Annotated in this window: 15 protein-coding genes and 1 tRNA gene; 2 read left to right on the top strand and 14 right to left on the bottom strand. The window is 68.0% G+C overall.

Annotation, left to right across the window (positions count from 1 at the left end):
• Nucleotides 1-84: 84 nt before the first annotated feature.
• The 9 genes from AB0I88_RS21630 to AB0I88_RS21590 form a co-directional block, all read right to left on the bottom strand.
• Nucleotides 85-468 (bottom strand): metalloregulator ArsR/SmtB family transcription factor, encoded by a 384-nt coding sequence (locus tag AB0I88_RS21630; protein ID WP_361027156.1) that lies wholly within the window; start codon nucleotides 466-468, stop codon nucleotides 85-87.
• Between the two features lie 530 nt (nucleotides 469-998).
• Complete coding sequence (gene polA / locus AB0I88_RS21625) at nucleotides 999-3,692, bottom strand: DNA polymerase I (RefSeq protein ID WP_361027153.1); 2,694 nt, start codon at nucleotides 3,690-3,692, stop codon at nucleotides 999-1,001.
• Between the two features lie 93 nt (nucleotides 3,693-3,785).
• A complete protein-coding gene (locus tag AB0I88_RS21620) occupies nucleotides 3,786-4,496 on the bottom strand; it encodes an ABC transporter ATP-binding protein (RefSeq protein WP_361027150.1) in 711 nt (236 codons plus the stop codon).
• A complete protein-coding gene (locus tag AB0I88_RS21615) occupies nucleotides 4,486-5,424 on the bottom strand; it encodes an ABC transporter ATP-binding protein (RefSeq protein ID WP_361027147.1) in 939 nt (312 codons plus the stop codon). Before AB0I88_RS21615 ends, AB0I88_RS21620 begins: the two co-directional genes overlap by 11 nt.
• Nucleotides 5,417-6,571, bottom strand: a complete 1,155-nt coding sequence (locus AB0I88_RS21610; RefSeq protein ID WP_361027144.1) for a branched-chain amino acid ABC transporter permease — start codon at nucleotides 6,569-6,571, stop codon at nucleotides 5,417-5,419. The genes AB0I88_RS21615 and AB0I88_RS21610 overlap by 8 nt, the downstream gene beginning before the upstream one ends.
• A complete protein-coding gene (locus tag AB0I88_RS21605) occupies nucleotides 6,568-7,551 on the bottom strand; it encodes a branched-chain amino acid ABC transporter permease (protein ID WP_361027141.1) in 984 nt (327 codons plus the stop codon). The genes AB0I88_RS21610 and AB0I88_RS21605 overlap by 4 nt, the downstream gene beginning before the upstream one ends.
• A 64-nt stretch (nucleotides 7,552-7,615) precedes the next feature.
• Complete coding sequence (locus AB0I88_RS21600) at nucleotides 7,616-8,767, bottom strand: branched-chain amino acid ABC transporter substrate-binding protein (RefSeq protein WP_361027138.1); 1,152 nt, start codon at nucleotides 8,765-8,767, stop codon at nucleotides 7,616-7,618.
• Nucleotides 8,768-9,009: 242 nt separating this feature from the next.
• A complete protein-coding gene (locus AB0I88_RS21595) occupies nucleotides 9,010-10,077 on the bottom strand; it encodes a hypothetical protein (protein WP_361027135.1) in 1,068 nt (355 codons plus the stop codon).
• Nucleotides 10,078-10,166: 89 nt separating this feature from the next.
• A complete protein-coding gene (locus tag AB0I88_RS21590) occupies nucleotides 10,167-10,781 on the bottom strand; it encodes a response regulator (RefSeq protein ID WP_361027132.1) in 615 nt (204 codons plus the stop codon).
• A 131-nt stretch (nucleotides 10,782-10,912) separates the two neighbouring features.
• Here AB0I88_RS21590 and AB0I88_RS21585 point away from each other — a divergent pair.
• A tRNA-Leu gene (locus tag AB0I88_RS21585) sits at nucleotides 10,913-10,986 on the top strand.
• A gap of 288 nt (nucleotides 10,987-11,274) precedes the next feature.
• Here AB0I88_RS21585 and AB0I88_RS21580 read toward each other — a convergent pair.
• From AB0I88_RS21580 to AB0I88_RS21570, 3 genes are all read right to left on the bottom strand, one after another.
• On the bottom strand, nucleotides 11,275-11,409 hold the full coding sequence (locus AB0I88_RS21580) for a hypothetical protein (RefSeq protein ID WP_361027129.1): 135 nt from the start codon (nucleotides 11,407-11,409) through the stop codon (nucleotides 11,275-11,277).
• Nucleotides 11,410-12,008: 599 nt separating this feature from the next.
• Nucleotides 12,009-12,476, bottom strand: coding sequence for a hypothetical protein (locus tag AB0I88_RS21575; protein WP_361027126.1), 468 nt, complete (start codon nucleotides 12,474-12,476; stop codon nucleotides 12,009-12,011).
• A gap of 640 nt (nucleotides 12,477-13,116) precedes the next feature.
• Entirely contained in the window at nucleotides 13,117-13,332 is a 216-nt protein-coding gene (locus tag AB0I88_RS21570; RefSeq protein ID WP_361027123.1) for a hypothetical protein, read from the bottom strand.
• A gap of 266 nt (nucleotides 13,333-13,598) precedes the next feature.
• Here AB0I88_RS21570 and AB0I88_RS21565 point away from each other — a divergent pair, with 266 nt between their 5' ends.
• On the top strand, nucleotides 13,599-14,480 hold the full coding sequence (locus AB0I88_RS21565) for a hypothetical protein (RefSeq protein WP_361027120.1): 882 nt from the start codon (nucleotides 13,599-13,601) through the stop codon (nucleotides 14,478-14,480).
• 1,266 nt (nucleotides 14,481-15,746) lie between these two features.
• On the opposite strand, the gene AB0I88_RS21560 is transcribed toward AB0I88_RS21565, so the two are convergent.
• A complete protein-coding gene (locus AB0I88_RS21560) occupies nucleotides 15,747-16,616 on the bottom strand; it encodes an acyl-CoA thioesterase II (protein WP_361027117.1) in 870 nt (289 codons plus the stop codon).
• Nucleotides 16,617-16,618: 2 nt separating this feature from the next.
• Nucleotides 16,619-18,055: a pyruvate kinase gene (gene pyk, locus AB0I88_RS21555; RefSeq protein WP_361027114.1), complete on the bottom strand. Its 1,437-nt coding sequence runs from the start codon at nucleotides 18,053-18,055 to the stop codon at nucleotides 16,619-16,621.
• Nucleotides 18,056-18,247 lie beyond the last annotated feature (192 nt).

The following is an 18,247-nucleotide window of genomic DNA, read 5'->3' as shown; positions in this document are numbered from 1 at the left end:
CCCGGGCGTTCGGTTCTGATCGAGATCGGCGAGAAGGACCCGGCCGACCGCAAGGATCTCCCGGCGACCGCCGACTGCCTGACGTCAGGGGATGGCCGCGTGGCGGGCGTCCAGGACCGCGGCCAGGCGGGTGAGGGCGGCCGGGACCGGGCGGTAGTAGACCCAGGTGCCGCGGCGGGCACAGTCGACCAAACCGGCTTCGCGGAGGATCCGCAGATGGTGCGAGATGGTGGGGCCGGTCAGCGGGAACGCGGCGCTGAGGTCGCAGACACAGATCTCGCCGCCGGCCGCTGAGGCGATCATCGAGATGAGGCGCAGCCGGACCGGGTCGCCGAGCGCCTTGAACGTGCCGGCGAGGTGCCCGGCCTGATCCTCGTCCAGGGGGCCGTGCCCGAGCACCGGCCCGGGTGTCGCTGAGTCGGCGGCGGAGTCAGCGCCGGCCTCCATCGTCATCGATCGGATCGGCATCGGACCAGGGTGTCAGAACGGGACAAGTCGCGGCTCCGATGCCACCCGGTCGGGTACTCGGGTCACCCGGCCGGGCAACCGGCGTGCAGCCCACGCGCCCACCGGACGATCATTGCACCCGGCCACGAAAGCCACCTACGGATCCGGTGCCCGGCGGACGACCAGCGCCCGCCGGGCGGCAGGCGGCCGCCACGCACCGCCGGCAGCCGGCACAGCCGACCGCGGCCGGCTGTGCCACCACCCGGAGCACACAGCAGGCCAGGCAAGCAGCCCACCCGGCCGCGGCCAGCCGCCACACACCCGAAGCACACAGCAGGCCGGGCAGGCAGCCCACCCGGCCGCGAACAGCCGCCACACACCCGAAGCACACAGCAGGCCAGGCAGCCGGCACGTGTCAAGCACGCGCCCGGCGGGCGGCCGGGACGCACCCGGACAGGCGGCCGGGACGCACCCGGACAGGCGGGTCTGGCGCCGGGCCGCGCCGGGCCGGGCGGGTCTGGCGCCGGGCCGCGCCGGGCCTGACCGGGTGATCAGTGGTCGGCGCCGTTCCAGTCGCGGCCGGCGCCGATGGAGACCTCGAGGGGAACCGACAGCGGGTAGGCGCCGCCCATCTCGCGGCGGACCAGCTCTTCGAGGGGTTCGCGTTCGCCGGGGGCGATCTCGAAGACCAGCTCGTCGTGGACCTGTAGGAGCATGCGGGAACCGAGGCCGCTGTCCTTGAGTGCCTCGTCCACCCGCAGCATCGCGATCTTGATGATGTCGGCGGCGGATCCCTGGATGGGCGCGTTGAGGGCCATCCGTTCGGCCATCTCGCGGCGCTGGCGGTTGTCGCTGCTCAGGTCGGGCAGGTAGCGGCGGCGGCCGAGGATGGTGGCGGTGTAGCCGTCCTTTCCGGCTCGCTGGACGACGGCCTGCAGGTAGTCGCGGACGCCACCGAAGCGTTCGAAGTACTCCGTCATCAGGGTGCGCGCCTCCTCGGTGGAGATGCTCAGCTGATTGGAGAGACCGAAGGCGCTCAGCCCGTACGCCAGGCCGTAGTTCATGGCTTTGATCTTGCGCCGCTGGTCGGGGGTGACCTCGCCGAGGCCGACGTGGAAGACCGACGAGGCGGTGGCGGCGTGGAAGTCGGCTCCGGAGTTGAACGCGGCGATGAGCGCGTCGTCGCCGGACAGGTGCGCCATGATCCGCATCTCGATCTGGCTGTAGTCGGCGGTCATCAGCTGGTCGAAGCCGGGCCCGACGACGAAGGCGCGGCGGATGCGCCGGCCCTCCTCCGTACGGATGGGGATGTTCTGGAGGTTGGGGTCGGTCGAGGAGAGCCGGCCGGTGGCGGCGACGGTCTGGTTGAACGTGGTGTGGATGCGGCCGTCGTCGGAGACCGATTTGAGCAGGCCGTCGACGGTCGACTTGAGCTTGGCGACGTCGCGGTGGCGCAGCAGGTGGGCCAGCAGCGGGTCGCCGGTCTGCTCGAACAGGTTGGTGAGCGCGTCGGCGTCGGTCGTGTACCCCGATTTGATCTTCTTGGTCTTCGGCAGGTTGCGCTCGACGAAGAGGATCTCCTGCAGCTGTTTGGGCGAGCCGAGGTTGAACTCGCGGCCGACGACCTCGTGGGCGGCCTGCTGGGCGGCCTTCACCTCGGCGGCGAAGTGCGACTCCAGCTCGGACAGGTAGTCGGTGTCGGCGGCGATGCCGCGCCGCTCCATCTCGGCGAGGACGACCGACAGCGGCTGCTCGACGTCGGCGAGCAGCCGGACCGACTCGCCGCCGTCGCGGGACAGCTCGGCGGTGAGGACCTCGGCCAGGTCGAGGGTGGCGCGGGCGCGCAGCATCACGGCCTGCTCGGCGCTGTGGTCGTCGGCAGTCTCGAAGGAGAGGGCGAGCTGCCCGTCCTGTGGCTCCTCGACACGCAGCTCGCGTTTGAGGTAGCGCAGGGCGAGGTCGTTGAGGTCGTAGGCCCGCTGGTCGGGTTTGGCCAGGTAGGCGGCGAGGGCGGTGTCGGTGGTGACGCCGGCGAGCTGCCAGCCGTGGGCGTGGAAGGCGAGCAGGGCCGGTTTCGCGTCGTGGATCACCTTGGGCCGGGACGGCTCGGCGAGCCAGGCGGCGACGGCACGGTCGTCGTCCTCGTCGAGGCTCTCCGGGTCGAACCAGGCGGCGGGACCGCCCGCGGTGGCGACGGCGACGCCGGTGAGCCGGCCGGCGCCGCGGCCGAACGTGCCGGTGACGGAGACGCCCACCGGGGCGGTGCCGGCGTGCTCGCGCAGCCATGCGGCGACGCCGCCGGACCGCAGCACGGTGGCGTCGAGGTCGAACCCGGCCTCGGCCTCCGGCTCGACGGCCTCCAGGTACGAATACAGCCGCTCGCGCAGCACCCGGAACTCGAGGGCGTCGAAGACCTGGTGCACCGCCTCACGGTCCCAGCCCTCCCAGCGCACGTCGGCAGGCGCCAGCGGCAGCTCCAGGTCGCAGACCAGGGCGTTGATCTCGTAGTTGCGCAGCACGTCGGCGAGGTGGGCGCGCAGGCTGTCGCCGACCTTCCCCTTGATCTTGTCGACGTTCGCCACGATGCCGTCGAGCCCGCCGTACTCCTTGATCCACTTGGCGGCGGTCTTGTCGCCGACACCGGGAACACCGGGCAGGTTGTCGCTGGTCTCGCCGACGAGCGCCGCCTTGTCGCGGTAGCGCGACGGCGGCACGAAGTACTTCGCCTCGATGGCCTCGGGCGTCATCCGCCACACGTCGGAGACACCGCGCACCGGGTAGAGGATGGTGACGTGGTCGCCGGCGAGCTGGAACGCGTCCCGGTCACCGGTCGAGATGATCACCTCCATGCCGGCGGCACGGCCCTGGGTCGCCAGGGTGCCGATGATGTCGTCGGCCTCGTAACCGGGCTTCTCGATCACCGGGATGCGCAGCGCCTCCAGCACCTCCTTGATCAGGCTGACCTGACCCAGGAACGGCTTCGGCGTCTCGGAACGGCCGGCTTTGTACTCCGCGTACTTCTCCGTGCGGAAGGAGACACGGGACACGTCGAAAGCGACCACGATGTGGCTCGGCTTCTCGTCGCGCAGCATGTTGATGAGCATCGACGTGAAACCGAACACGGCGTTGGTCGGCTGACCGGTGTGGGTGCTGAAATTCTCCACCGGCAGCGCGAAGAAGGCCCGGTAGGCCAGCGAGTGGCCGTCGAGCAGCAGCAGTCGGGGGGTCTGGGCGTCGTCGCTCACGTCCCAGGACTCTAGTCGCCGGGTCCGACAAGTTTCCGCGCGCACCGCGGGGCGGCCACCCGGTGAGGGTGACCGCCCCGCGGCACGGCTGTGTCAGGCGACGCCGAGGTACGCCTCCTTGACCGCCGGGTCGTGCAGAAGGTCCTGGCCGGTGCCCTCCTTGACGATCCGGCCGGTCTCCAGCACGTACCCGCGGTGGGCGCGGGCCAGCGCCTGCTGCGCGTTCTGCTCCACCAGCAGCACCGTGGTGCCCTGCTGGTTGATCTCCACGATGATGTCGAAGATCTGCTGGATGATCATCGGGGCGAGGCCCATCGACGGCTCGTCCAGCAGCAGCAGCTTCGGCCGGGCCATCAGGGCACGGCCGACGGCCAGCATCTGCTGCTCGCCACCGGACAGGGTGCCGCCCGGCTGCTTCCGCCGCTCGCGCAGCCGCGGGAACATGGTGAGCACCTTCTCCAGGTCCTCGGCGATTCCCTTGGTGTCCTTGCGGGTGTAGGCACCCATGTCCAGGTTCTCCAGCACCGTCATACCGGGGAAGACCTGCCGGCCTTCCGGCGACTGGCACAGGCCCCGAACAACCCGCAGGTCGGCGCGCAGCTTGCTGATGTCCTCACCGTTGAAGGTGATCCGGCCACCGGACAGCGAGCGGGTCCCGGAGATGGCCCGCATGGTGCTCGTCTTACCGGCGCCGTTCGCGCCGATCAGAGCAACCACCTCACCCTCGTTGACGGTGAGGCTGATGCCGTGCAGGGCTTCGATCCGCCCGTACGACACCGACACGTTGTCCAGCTCAAGCAGCATCGGTGGGCTCCCCCAGGTACGCCGCGACCACCTTCGGGTCCCGGCTCACGTCGACCGGGGAACCATCGGCGATCTTGCGGCCGAACTCCAGCACGACGATCCGGTCGGTGACACCCATGACCAGGCGCATGTCGTGCTCGATGAGCAGCACGGTGACACCCATGTCACGGATCCTCCGGATCAGTTCGAGCAGTTCCTCCTTCTCCGCCGGGTTGAAGCCGGCGGCCGGCTCGTCCAGGCAGAGCAGCTTCGGCTCGGTGCCGAGCGCCCGGGCGATCTCCAGGCGGCGCTGGTAGCCGTACGGAAGGTTGCGGGCCGCATCGTTCGCCCGGTCGGCGATACCGACGAAGCGCAGCAGCTCCATCGCCTTGTCCTCGGCCGCACGCTCCTCGAGGATGTGCCGGGACAACCCGAACGTCTTCGCGAAGACGCGGCGGGTCTGCTGCCACGCACGCACCACCCCGTTGCTCGAGGTGACCTGCGGCAGCTCGTGTTCCTTGGGCCGGATCCGGTAGAGCCGCAGCAGCGCACCCGGCACGCTGGTCTTGTGCCGCGAATCGGTACCGACCATGACATTCTCGACCGCACTCATCTCCGGGAAGAGACGAATGTTCTGGAACGTCCGGGAGATGCCCATCTGGCTGATCTGGTGCGGCTTGCGGCCGCTCACCTGCTGCCCGTTGAACCGGACCGCGCCCGACGTGGGCTTGTACACCCCGGTCATCACGTTGAACGTCGTCGTCTTCCCGGCGCCGTTCGGGCCGATCAGGCCGAGGATCTCACCCTCGTGAATGTCGAAGCTGATCCCGTCGAGCGCCAGAACACCGCCGAACCGCAGCGTGACCCCGTCGACCTCGAGAAGCTTCCTACCCGGCGCGGGCTGAACCGCGGCGCTCGGCGCCGCCACCGTAGTGGTCTCGTCAGACATGAGCGGGCGCCTCCTCTGCCTCCGCCGCGCGGTCCTTCAGCTCGCGGGCACGCCGCCGGCTCGGGATCAGGCCCTGCGGACGCAGGATCATCACCAGCACCATCGCCACACCGAACGCCAGCCAACGGTAGTCCGCGATCTCCCGGAACCGCTCCGGAAGGTACCCCAGCAACACCGCGCCCAGCGCCACACCGGCCATGTTGCCGGAGCCACCGACAACGACCATCGCGACGAACAGGATCGACAGGTTGGCGTTGAACTGCGTCGGGTCGATGAACGCGTACCGCGACGCAAACAGCATCCCGGACAGGCCACCCAGCGCCGCGCCGATCGCGAACGCCCACAGCTTGAACTTGAACGGGTTCACACCCATCACCGCCGCGGCGTCCTCGTCCTCACGGACCGCCAGCCACGCCCGGCCCACCCGGCTGTGCTCCAGCCGCCGCACCGCGAACACCATCACCAGCACGAACGTGATCGCCAGCCAGTACCACGGCTTCACGTCGACCAGACCGAAGATGTTGTTGTCCGACGACGGCGGACCCTCCGGACCCGGAATCGCCGAGATGCCTACCGGGCCGTTCGTCACGCCCACCATGTTGCGGGCCACGATCCGGATGATCTCACCGAAGCCCAGCGTCACGATCGCCAGATAGTCACCGCGCAGCCGCAGCGTCGGCCAGCCCAGGATCACACCCGAGATCATCGTCAGGAGCACGGCGATGAACGCGCACAGCACCCAGCCCACCGCCCACGTCGCGGGCAGGTCGAACCTCTCCTGGATCAGCTTGACCACCGGCGAGTTCACCGAGCCGAACAGGCCCACACCGTAGGCGCCGATCGCGAAGAAGCCGATGTACCCCAGGTCCAGCAGACCGGCCAGGCCGATCACCACGTTCAGGCCGATCGCCACCAGCACATAGATGGCGCACGTGAACAAGGTGCCGGCCCAGCTGCTGCCGCCCTCGATCGAGTCGGTCCGGAACCACGTCAGGCCGGGAATGCCCAGCAGCGGCAGGTAATAAAGGAAAGCGATACCCGCGACCGCGCCCAGCGACTTCTGCCACTTCGGCAGATTCTGCCAGCGATCCCGCACCGCGTCGAGACGGCCGATCCGGGGCACGCTCGTGTCCACACTCTGGCTCATGCCCGGGCCCTCCCCAGCGACTCACCCAGCAGACCGGTCGGCCGGAACATCAGCACCACGATCAGCACCACGAACGCGATCACGTCCTCCCATTGGGTGCTGAACAGCGTCGCGCCGTAAACCTCGACGAGACCCAGGAACAGACCACCCAGCAGCGCACCGCGCAGGTTACCGATACCGCCGAGCACCGCGGCGGTGAACGCCTTGAGACCCAGTACGAAGCCCACGCTGTTCAGCGTGAAACCGGCCCGGATGCCCCAGAGCACCGCGGCGGCGCCGGCCATCACACCACCGAGCACGAAGATCAGCATGATCACGCGCTCCTGGTTGACGCCCATCAGCGCGGCCGTCTCCGGGTTCTGCGCCACAGCCCGCACACCACGGCCGTACCGGGTCTTGTTGATGAACCAGTCCAGCAGCGCCATCATCACCAGCGCCGACACCACGACGATCACCTGGATGTTGTTGACCGTCACGTGCCCGATCGTGAACAGATCCTTCTGCTCGATGATCGTCGGCATGCCGACCAGCTGCCGGGGACGCCCGAACAGCTCCGGCAGCGCCCGGCCCAGCAGGTCCGGCAGCAGCTGACCGAAGATCTCGACCAGGATCAGCGAGACACCGATGGCGGTGATCAGGAAGATCAGCGGAGGCGCGTTCTTCTTCCGCAGAGGCCGGTAGGCGATCCGCTCGATCGCCAGCGCCGTGCCACCCGAGGCGAGCGTTGCCGCGACCAGCGCCAGCAGCAGTAGCACCACCGCCTGCCCGGGCGAGGGGATTCCCTCGAATGGAACTTGGGTCCACACGAACAGCACCGCGAAGGTGCCGACCATGAAGACCTCGGAATGAGCGAAGTTGATCAGTCGCAGAACACCGTAGACCAGCGTGTACCCCAGGGCGACCAACGCGTAGATCGCGCCCTTGGACAGACCGTCGACGGTGTGCTGACCGAACTCGCTAATGAGTGCGTCGAAATTCACCGAGTTCTCCTTGCACTGACTGCGGCCGGGGTTCCCACCCCGGCCGCAGTCCGAATGCTGGTCGTCAGCTGAGCTTGAGCTCCTGCAGCGGCTCGAACGTGATGCCCTTGACCTGGTACGACCAGATCACGACCTTGCTCGGGTCGACGTCACCGTTCTCAGCGAACTTGATGTACTTCGAGACACCCTGCTTGTCGTACGCCTTCACGAACGCCAGGATGTCGGCCCGCGTCTTCTTGCCGGCCTTGAACGCGTCGATGTAGATCGTCGCGCCGTCGAAGCCCTCAGCACCGTAGGAACCCGGCGCGATGCCGTACTCCTTCTCGAAGTCGGCGGAGAAGGTGCCGCCCGCCTTCGAAGCCGGCAGACACGGGCAGGTGATGATCGCGCCCTCGGCGCCCTTCTGCGCGCCCTGCGGGAACGCCGGGTCGTACAGACCGTCCGGGCCGACGAACTTCGCCGTGACACCGGCAGCCCGCATCTGGCGAACCAGCGGAGCCGCCTCACGGGTGTAACCACCGTAGAAGACGAAGTCCGCCTGCGCGTTCTTGATCTTCGAGATGGTCGCCTCGAACTGAGCCTGCTTCTCCTGGATCTTCTCCTTGCCGGCCAGCGCCGCGCCCAGGTTCTTCTCCAGTTCGGCGGTGATACCCGCGCCGTACGCGGAACCGTCGTCAATCATGAAGACCTTCGCCGCGTTCTGCGACTTCAGGTACGTCGACACCGCACCGGCCTGAGTGCCGTCGTTACCGACCACCCGGAAGAAGGACTTGTTGCCCTTCGCGGTCAGGTCCGTCCGGGTCGCGGACGGGCTCACCATCGCCAGACCAGCAGCCTCGTACACGGGCATCGTCGCATCCGACTCACCGGAGAAGTGACCACCGATCACACCCAGGAACGACTGGTCGCCGGCCACCTGGTTCGCGATCGGAGTCGCCTGCGCGGGGTCACCCTGCGTGTCGAACTCCTTGAGCTCGATCTGGCAGTTCGCGTTCGCCGCGTTGTGCTGCTTGATGGCCAGCTTCGCACCGTTCAGCGACGGAATCACCAGACCGGCGTTGTCACCGCTGAACGCGCCGAAGATCGCGATCTTGCCACCGCACTCGGCAGCGGCCGTGTTCGAGTCACCGGAGCCCGCGTCCTGACAGCCGGCAGCCGCGAGCATCGCCGCGGCGATGCCCACCGTTCCGAGGACCCGAGAAAAGTTACGCCTCAAGGCTTCTGACCTTTCATCCTGGTGCAGGATTCGGCGTACCGAGGCCAGCGGAGACCACAAGATCCTCATCTCCCCGCGTGACCACGCACCACGAATCTGCGCACTGCTCGTGTTGGCGCAGCGTACTGGGCTCCGCATCGACAGTTAAGAACTTAAGGCCACACATGCCAAACCGTTACCGAGAGCCACTCGAACGACCCACTAAAAATGATCTTCACGGACCATCCCTCAGCAGGAAACATTCACGCCGCTGAAACAGACGTGAAAACACGGCCTGAAACACCGTCATCCGAGGACACCACCAGGAGCCCTGGACCGGCCGAGACAGACAGAGCACTTCCCGCGACACCACGAACCGCACGCGGCGAAACCATCGGCCGCCACCCCGACCCGCCATCCTCCGAAACCCACAACCCGAACGACGACCCGTCCCCCACCGCGGCCACCAACCGCGGCCCCGACGCCGCCAACGCCCGCACCCCCGACCAGGCCGACGGCGACACCGAACCGAACGACCCGCCCGGCCGCCACCGATCCGACTCCAACCGCCAAACACCCACCACCGAACCCCGCAACCCCAACGCCACCGGCACCCCACTCGCCAGCGTCACCCGCTGCAACTCCTCGTACTCCCCCGACGCGCCCTCCGCCGCCAGCCGCCGCCACACCCCGTCACCGGACGACCGCCACCCCACCGGATCACGATCCGGACGGCCCGCCGGCATCAATCCACCGGCCACCACCCAACCGTCATCCACCGCCACCGCATCAGCGGCCCACGTCAAACCCGACCCATCCGACGCCAGACCCGGTGCGCCCTCCGCGATCTCGAACTCCGAACCATCCCCCGACGACCACACCGCCGCACCCGAAGCCCGGTTACCCGCGATCAGAAACCCCGGCGCACCCGCCACCAACCGCGACACATTCACCGCCGTCGGACCACCGAACAACTCGAAACGCGCCGCCACCTCCCGCAGCACCCCACCGGCATCCAGGAACCACGAACTCGTCCGCGGATTACCGTGCGCGCCACCCGGCTTGTCCCCCACCACAGCCAGCCGGCCCTCCCGGCACGCCGCCGCGAACAACACGTTCTGCTTGCCGTAGAAACTCTCCGCCGCCACCTCCACCGGCGACCACGACACACCATCCGAACCCGCACGCCACACCGCCGGACGCGTCGCCCCCGCCGCATCCCGCACACCACCGACCACGAACCAGCCGTCCCCGCACGCCACCGCATCCCGCACCACCGGCGCGCCCGGCACCCCCGCCGGAAGCGGAAGAGCCGCCTCCCGCCAGTCCAAGGACAGGGGAGACGGCTCAGCGTCAGAATCCGACGAGCATCCGAAGACCGACAACAACAACGCTGTCGCCACCGCGGCGCCCGCACGTCTCATTTCGAAGGTTCCCCCTCAGCCTGCTGCTCCGCCAGAATCCGGTCAGCCACCTCGCGCATCGTCATCCGATGATCCATCGCGGTCCGCTGAATCCACTTGAACGCCTGCGGCTCCGTCATCGCGTACTTCGTCATCAGCTCGCCCTTGGCCCGCTCCACCGACTTCCGCGTCTCCAGACGCTCCGTCAGCCCCGCGACCTCCGACTCCAACGCCGAGATCTCCGAATACCGCGACAACGCGATCTCGATCGCCGGCACCAGATCCGACTTCTGGAACGGCTTCACCAGGTACGCCATCGCACCCGCCGCCCGCGCCCGCTCCACCAGATCACGCTGACTGAACGCCGTCAGAATCACCACCGGCGCGATCCGGCCACCGGCGATGCGCTCCGCCGCCGCCAGACCATCCATGATCGGCATCTTGATGTCGAGGATCACCAGATCCGGCTTCAGGTCCTCGGCCAGGCGCACCGCCGTCTCACCGTCGCCCGCCTCCCCGACCACGTCATAGCCCTCCTCGACGAGCATCTCGGCGAGGTCCAGACGGATGAGGGCCTCGTCCTCGGCGATGAGCACCCGCTTGCGCTCGGCACCAGCCTGCGTGTCGGCCACGGAAACCCCTACCCCCAGAATGTCGATGTCGCGACACCCGGGTATCTGGGTACCGCCTTCCTAAGCCTAGTAGGTAGGCTGTCGGGTGTTCGGGTTGGCGTGACCTAACTTGCGCCCACTCGATGATGCTCGTCCCCGTAGGCCAACCGGCAGAGCCGATGGATTCAAAATCCATTCAGTGTGGGTTCGAATCCCACCGGGGACACACCAAAGGGTCGTCGACGACTACCCGAAGAACGGCCCTGTCTCACTTTCGGTAATGCGTTGAGTGATCGGCGTCGTTGTAGTCGTACGAATGATGTCGATGCGGTGCTGAGCACGGTGTTCGCCAGCTGCCCTCCGCTGGAGATCAAGATCTCGTTGACCAGGGTGAAGGGGCTCTGATCCGCGCGTGGACACCGTCAACGGTGGTGGCGTGCCTGGGTGCGGGGCGCTGGCGCAGCGGGTGCACCGCTGTCACAAACGGGTGGTCGCCGACGTTACGGGTAGGTGCTCACCGGGTCGTGCCGCGGGTCCGGGCGCGACGTCTGGCCTGTTCCACCCACGGTTCCGGCCGCTCGGGGATCGCCTCGCCGTACCGCGCCAGCAGTTCCTGGAGCCGGGCCGTGCAGCGCGGCACCAAGGTCATCGTGGTCTCCTCGGCCCGCAGCGCCTGCAGCCTGTGTCCCCCGGGACCTGCGCACGACCGCGAAACGCCGCAGCCGTCAACTCACCTTTCCACCCCGCGACCTGTACCACTCGCTGGCCGCCGCCCGCACCCGGCATGGGCCGACGCGTACAAACGGCGCGTCGGCGTCGAACCGCACCCGCAACAGTCCCCCGACGTCACCGGCAGCCACCACGCGCTACCGCGGTCTCGCGAAAATCCGCCTGCAACACCCGTCCTCCGCGACCGCCATCAACCTCGTCCACCCGCACACCTGGTGGACCCCGCAACTTCGAACGCCCGCAGGACCGGCCGGACAGTGCTCGGCGATCTGGGCGTCGATGACGTCGACTTCATCGCAACGGACGGTCCAGGTCCGCGACGAAGAAGGACGCCGCGAACCCTCTGGTTCGCTCCGCAACCTCTCGTTCCAGCACGACGATGCGTTACGGGTCACTGCTGGTGGTGCCAGGCTTGTCGCCGGTGCCGGTCCCGGCTTTATCCACCCAGGTGCGCGCAGGAGCCGATCCAGTGCTCGCCGGTACCGCGGGTACCGGCGAGCACAGTTCATACCGCCCTGATCAGCAAGAGATGCTCGTGATTGTCACCGAATCGGTCCCGGTCATTCTCAACCATTGGCTTACGGTGTTTCCACGGCGGTCGTACACCTTGTCATCGCCGCCGTTCCAACTGGCCGTAACCCGGCATCCCTTCAGCACGCGGAAGCCGTCGACGTCGTAGTAGTACTTATGCACGGAGTCTGCTCGCGGACCGACGTTCATGTGGGCTTTGTAACTGGAGGTCGTCCAGCCGTTCACCGCGCATTTCAAGGTCTCGCGGGAGTAGGTACCAAGCTGACCGTCCCAGCAGTTGGTGACACCGATGGACTTGCCTGATGTCGCCAGGTTGTACACACGGCCGCCACAGAACGCCGTGGTGCAGTTGCCGGCTGCTGCCGGCGCGGCCGTCGCTACGAGTGCCATCGTGGTGGTGGCCACGACCGCAGACAGGGCCGCACCCGCCTTAACAAGCAGGGATTTCCGTTGCATGGATTCTCCAACTCCTTGATCCGATTGCGCCTGGCCAGGCTAATGAAGATCCACGATTACGTCGACCCCGAGATCCGATCATCGGGCGTCCTCAGACGAAACCCGACCCCGGGTCGAGTCGCCCGGAGGGCTCTCATCTCGTGGATCCCACGGAACGGAGCGCGACTTTCTCCCGTCACATTTTCCTCACCGCCCTGGCCAATCATCAGCTGGTTACGGACTTGGGCCCGGTGCGCGAAGTAGCGGGGGTGTTGCGCGATGATGCGTTCCCACACGATTCGCGCCTTGCGGCATGGTCGTAGCCGTCGGTACTTCTTGCGGATCCAACGCACCAGGTAGAAGTCGATACGCGCCAGGAACGTGTAGAGCGCGGAACGGTGAAACCACCCGCGTACGACCGGGTCGATCATCTCGGCGAGCTCGGCCCGGCTCAGGTCCAACCGGCGTTGGGTCCGCCGGCGCCGGACGGTACGCGTGGGGAATTCCCAGCCCGCCCGGGGTCACGACGGCGATCGCCTTGATCGTGTGGGTCTCGCTTGCGGCCGTGACCGGACTCGCGGGGCTGCGCCCCGATCAGCACCTGGTTCCAGGGAAGGCCTTTTGAACTGGCAGTGCAGTGCCCGCTGGTTGACCGTGACCATCAGATGAACACCGTCCGTGGCGAGCGGTCGGCGCGCCCGACCTGGGCGTGCAGCGCGTCCGCGACGACCAGGACGCGGTCAGGGGATCCGATCACGGCTCCGACCCGGCGCATGAGCGGGGTGCACGCGATCTGGACCTGGACGAGCACGATCCCGGTGCTGGTGTCGTAAGCCGAGAGCAGCTGGGCTTTCGTCGATGTCGAGAGGCTCGCCAACGATGAAACCGGTCGACCACCGCGGCGGCATCGACTTCGCCTGACCAGTGATGATATTGGACAATCTGCCGGCCCGCCGGCCCGCTCTGATAGCGGTCACCACCCGGGAGCCGGTGGCTCGACTCGGCGAGTTCGTCGGCCGAAGTGGTGACACTGCTTACGTCGTACCAGAGGATGATTTTGATCTTGGTCTGAATCTCGCGAACCCGGGGCCGTGGCGTGGCCCGGATGCTGTCATGGCAGGGACAGCTTCAGCGGGAGGCCTCATGTTGTCGTCCGGTTCTTCGCCCTTGACCGTCAAGCGCGGGAGCATGTGGGGTTTCCTGATGTTCGCGGGTGCTGCGTGGCTGGCGATCGGTTGGGCGATGTTGCGGTTGGAGCCGACGAATGTGGCGGCGGTGGCGGGTCCGGTGGTGTTGTTCGGGGCGGTGTGTGAGCTGGTCCGGGCACTGGCGGGGACGCGGATGTGGTGGTTGAACGCGGGTTTGGCGGTGTTGTTCGCGGCGACGGGTGTGTTGTTGCTGACGGATGAGGGTTCGTCGTTCGCGGGGCCGGCGGCGTTGGTGGGCTGGTATCTGATGGTTCGTGGCGCGATGGATGTCGCGGTGGGGATCATGACGCGGGGTTCGGATCGGGTGTGGAGCCTGCTGGTGACGGTGGGCGTGTTGGAGACGGGGCTGGGGTTCTTCGCGGCGAGTCCGTTCTCGCGTGCGGCGGATCTGGTGATGGTGGTGCTGGGTGCCCTGGGTGTGTTGCGGGCGGTGGCGGATCTGGTGACGGCGTTGCGGTTGCGTGAGGTGGCCGCGCCGCGGCGGGATGTGCTGGAGTTGCCGGCGGAGCGGGCTGCGGGGGTGCAGGGCTATTCGGCTGGTTTGGCTGACAGCGAAGGTGCTCCGCGGGTGCGGGCGCGGCATCGGGCGCGGTCTGGTGGCTCGACGGTGACGGCGGTGGAGGCGGTGTCGGAGTCGCGGCCGGGTGAGAGTTTTCATGATCGGGTGGTGCGGACGACGGCTGATCTGGATGCGATGTTGGCGCAGGCCGGGATCACGGGTTCGCGGTCGGCGCCGGTGGAACGGGATGTTCCGGTGGTGCCGGATTCACCGGAGGGTGTGGAGTTGGCACCGGAGAAGCGGGGTCCTTCGCGGTAGTCGCCGGTTTGCTGGGGTGGGCTGTTCTGTTCAGGCTTTCGGCGGTGTGGGGTGGATCTTTCGTGATCGCGATGCTCCCCCGCGGGTGTGATCGTATCCACAGTGGGTGAGGTGCCGTTTGGTTGGCCGGGTGGCAGTGGATGTCCGCGTCGGCTGGCGTTCTTGCTGCCCCGGCTCGAGCCTGCGGCGGTGTTCTTGCTGCGCGGCTCGTGGCTCCGGCGGTATGGGGTGGTTCTCCCGCCATCGGCGCCAGTTGTGGGTGTGACCGCACCCATAGTGGGTGTTCTTCCGTGTACCGACGGTGTGGCCCGAGCAGCGCTGTGACGCTCGTGAGCGACCGCGCAGGGCCCTGCGTGCCGAATCGCTCGGCCCCGTCTGCCCGCCGGGCGGGCTCCCAGAGCGCACCGACGGTGCGCCCCTGCCGCCCCTGCCGCCCCTGCCGCCCCTGCCGCCCCTGCCGCCCCTGCCGCCCCTGCCGCCCCTGCCGCCCCTGCCGCCCCTGCACCCCGGCACCCCGGCACCCCGGCACCCTGGCGTCCGGTGGGCGGAGGGCCGGCGTGCGAAGCGATGTGTGCTCGGAGAACGCGACACCCGGAGTGGGTGTGACGACACCCGTTGCGGGTGTCACGTCTGCCGAACACAGATAGCCGAAATCCGTGACCCGCCTCCCCCGGACGGGGGCTCGTCTCCGCGTCCGCTGCCAGCCGGGGAACGTGGCGGTGGTTCCGAGTGGCGGCCAGCCGGTGCACACGCTGGAATCCACGGGGCAGCGTCAACAGCGATCGCCGAGGAGCCACCGCGGCCGGCCGGGTCGCTTCGCCGGTCTTGCCCAGCGACGAGCACATCGTTCAAACGATGCCGTCCACATGCGCAACCACCGCAACGGACCGATCTTCACCGGTCTGGGACCGCCGACCACCGATCTCCGATCTCCGTCGCCGGTCGCGGTCGCCGTCGCGGTCGCCGTCGCCGAAGCCCTGATCCAGGTCCGGTTTCCGCTACCCCGCACCCGCGTCGTGAGGCCTAGCAAAGTAGGGCCGGACCGGATATGCGCTGGTAGCGGGCCTTTATTGATAAGCCAGCAGGGTCAGCGGTGATGACCAGCCGGTATCGCTTGGCTGGTGCTGGGTGTCGCGTCTCAACGGTGCTGTGACGCCGGTGATGACCAGCCGATGAAGATCACAGTCGGAGTCCGGGGGCCGGTGGTATGAGGTCGGCCGGCGTTCGCCACGGGTGTAGCCGCACCTGGGGTGCGGGGCAGTGTCCCTATTCGCCGATGCGGCGGAGGAGGCCTTCTTGGACGGCGCTGGCGATGTGGCGTCCGTCTCGGGTGAACATGCGGCCGTGAGCGAGGCCGCGTGCGCCGCTGGCGGAGGGGCTGGTGCTGTCGTAGAGGAACCATTCGTCGGCGCGGAAGGGCCGGTGGAACCAGAGGGCGTGGTCGAGGCTGGCGCCGATGACGCCGCCGGGGCCCCAGACTTCGCCGTGGGTGGAGAGGACGGCGTCGAGCAGGGACATGTCGCTGGCGTAGGTGAGTGCGCAGGCGTGGATGAGTGGGTCGTCGGGGAGGGTGCCGTCGAGGCGCATCCAGACGCGCTGGAGGGGTTGGACGGCGCGGTCGCCGGGTGGGACCCAACCGGGTTCGCCGATGTAGCGGACATCGACGGAGCGGGGTGAGGCTTTGAACATGGCCATCCGCTCGGGGTATTTCTCGGCCCAGTCGAGGATGGTGGGGACGTTTTCGGGAGCGGGGATGTCGGTGGGTGCGGGGGTGTGGTGGTCGAGGCCGGTTTCGGGGAGTTGGAAGGAGGCGGACATGAAGAAGATGGTTTTGCCGTGTTGTCTGGCGGTGGATCGGCGGACGGAGAAGGAGCGGCCGTCGCGGATGGTTTCGACGTGGAAGGTGATGGGTTGGGTGGGGTCGCCGGCGCGGACGAAGTAGCCGTGGAGGCTGTGGACGTGCCGGGTGGGATCGACGGTGCGGCCGGCGGCGACCAGCGCCTGTCCGGCGACTTGGCCGCCGAACACGCGCTGGGCACCGGTTTGTGGGCTTTCGCCCTGGAAGGTGGCCGCGTCGACCTGCTTGAGGTCGAGAAGCTCGACGAGCTGGTCGACGGCGGCCTGTCCTTGGAGCAAGGTCACACCTTGGCCGCGTCGACGAGCGATCCGATCTGGTGGACGCGCAGGGTGTTGGTGGAGCCGGGCGCGTTGGGCGGGGAGCCGGCGACGACGACGACGTAGTCGCCGGGTTTGGCGAGGCCCATGCTGAGCATTTTGGCGTCGACCTGGCTGAACATGTCGTCGGTGTGCTCGACGAAGTCGGTGAGGAAGGTCTCGACGCCCCAGCTGAGGGAGAGGATGTTGCGGACTTCGCTGACCGGGGTGAAGGCGTAGAGGGGCAGGTCGCAGTGCAGGCGGGCGAGGCGCTTGACGGTGTCGCCGGTTTGGCTGAAGGCGACGAGAGCTTTGGCGCCGATGTTGCGGGCGATCTGCGAGGCGGCGACGGTGAGGGCGCCGCCGTGGGTGCGGGGGTCGTGCATGAGGCGTGGGACGCCCATGCGGCCGGCTTCGGTGGTGGTGACGATCTTCGCCATGGTGCTGACGGTGAGGACCGGGTATTTGCCGACGCTGGTCTCGCCGGAGAGCATGACGGCGTCGGCGCCGTCGAGGACGGCGTTGGCGACGTCCGAGGCTTCGGCGCGGGTGGGCCGGGAGTTCTCGATCATGGAGTCGAGCATCTGGGTGGCGACGATGACCGGCTTGGCGTTCTCGCGGCAGAGCTGGACGGCGCGCTTCTGGACCAGGGGGACCTGGTCGAGGGGGAGTTCGACGCCGAGGTCGCCGCGGGCGACCATGACGCCGTCGAAGGCGAGGACGATGCCTTCGAGGTGCTGGACGGCTTCGGGCTTCTCGACCTTGGCGATGACGGGGACGCGGCGGCCCTCCTCGTCCATGATCTTGTGGACGAGGTTGATGTCTTCGGGGGCTCGGACGAAGGAGAGTGCGACCAGGTCGACGCCCAGGTTGAGGGCGAAGCGGAGGTCTTCCTCGTCCTTGTCGCTGAGGGCGGGGACGCTGACGGCGACGTTGGGGAGGCTGACACCCTTGTTGTTGCTGACCGGGCCGCCTTCGGTGACGAGGCAGTGGATGTCCTCGCCCTCGACGCCGGTGACCTCGATCGCGACCTTGCCGTCGTCGATGAGGAGGCGGTCGCCGACCTTGACCTCGTGCGGGAGTTTCTTGTAGGTGCAGGAGACGCGCTCCCTGGTGCCGAGGATCTCGTCGCTGGTGATGACGACGCGGTCGCCGGTCTCCCAGCGGTGCGGGCCGTCGGCGAACTTGCCGAGGCGGATCTTCGGGCCTTGGAGGTCGGCGAGGATGGCGACCGGGCGATCGGCCTGCTCGGCGGCGGCTCGGACCAGCTCGTACATCTCCCGGTGGTTCTCCCGGGTGTCGTGGCTGAAGTTCATCCGGGCCACGTTCATGCCCGCTTCCACCAGTCCGAGCATGCGCTCGGGTGATTTGGTGGCGGGGCCCATCGTGCAGACGATCTTTGCGCGGCGTGTCACGGCCATCAGGCTAGTCCTTCTTTCGGGGCGGCCAGGCGGCCGACCCCCGTTCTTCGGCATGAACTGCGGGTGTCGACGGCGAGGTCAACCGCGTTCAAGCGGGTGCGCTGCGTCGTCCGCGGGCTTCAGCGACCGCCGGGTCAGCTTATCGGTCGGCTCCGGGCGGTCGTCGGCACATGCCACAACCTCGGTTTTGGG

The sequence above is a fragment of the Actinoplanes sp. NPDC049802 genome (genome assembly GCF_040656595.1).
Taxonomy (GTDB): Bacteria; Actinomycetota; Actinomycetes; order Mycobacteriales; family Micromonosporaceae; genus Actinoplanes.
The sequence above is the reverse complement of the archived record's forward strand: the minus strand, read 5'-3'. Positions and strand labels throughout refer to the sequence as shown.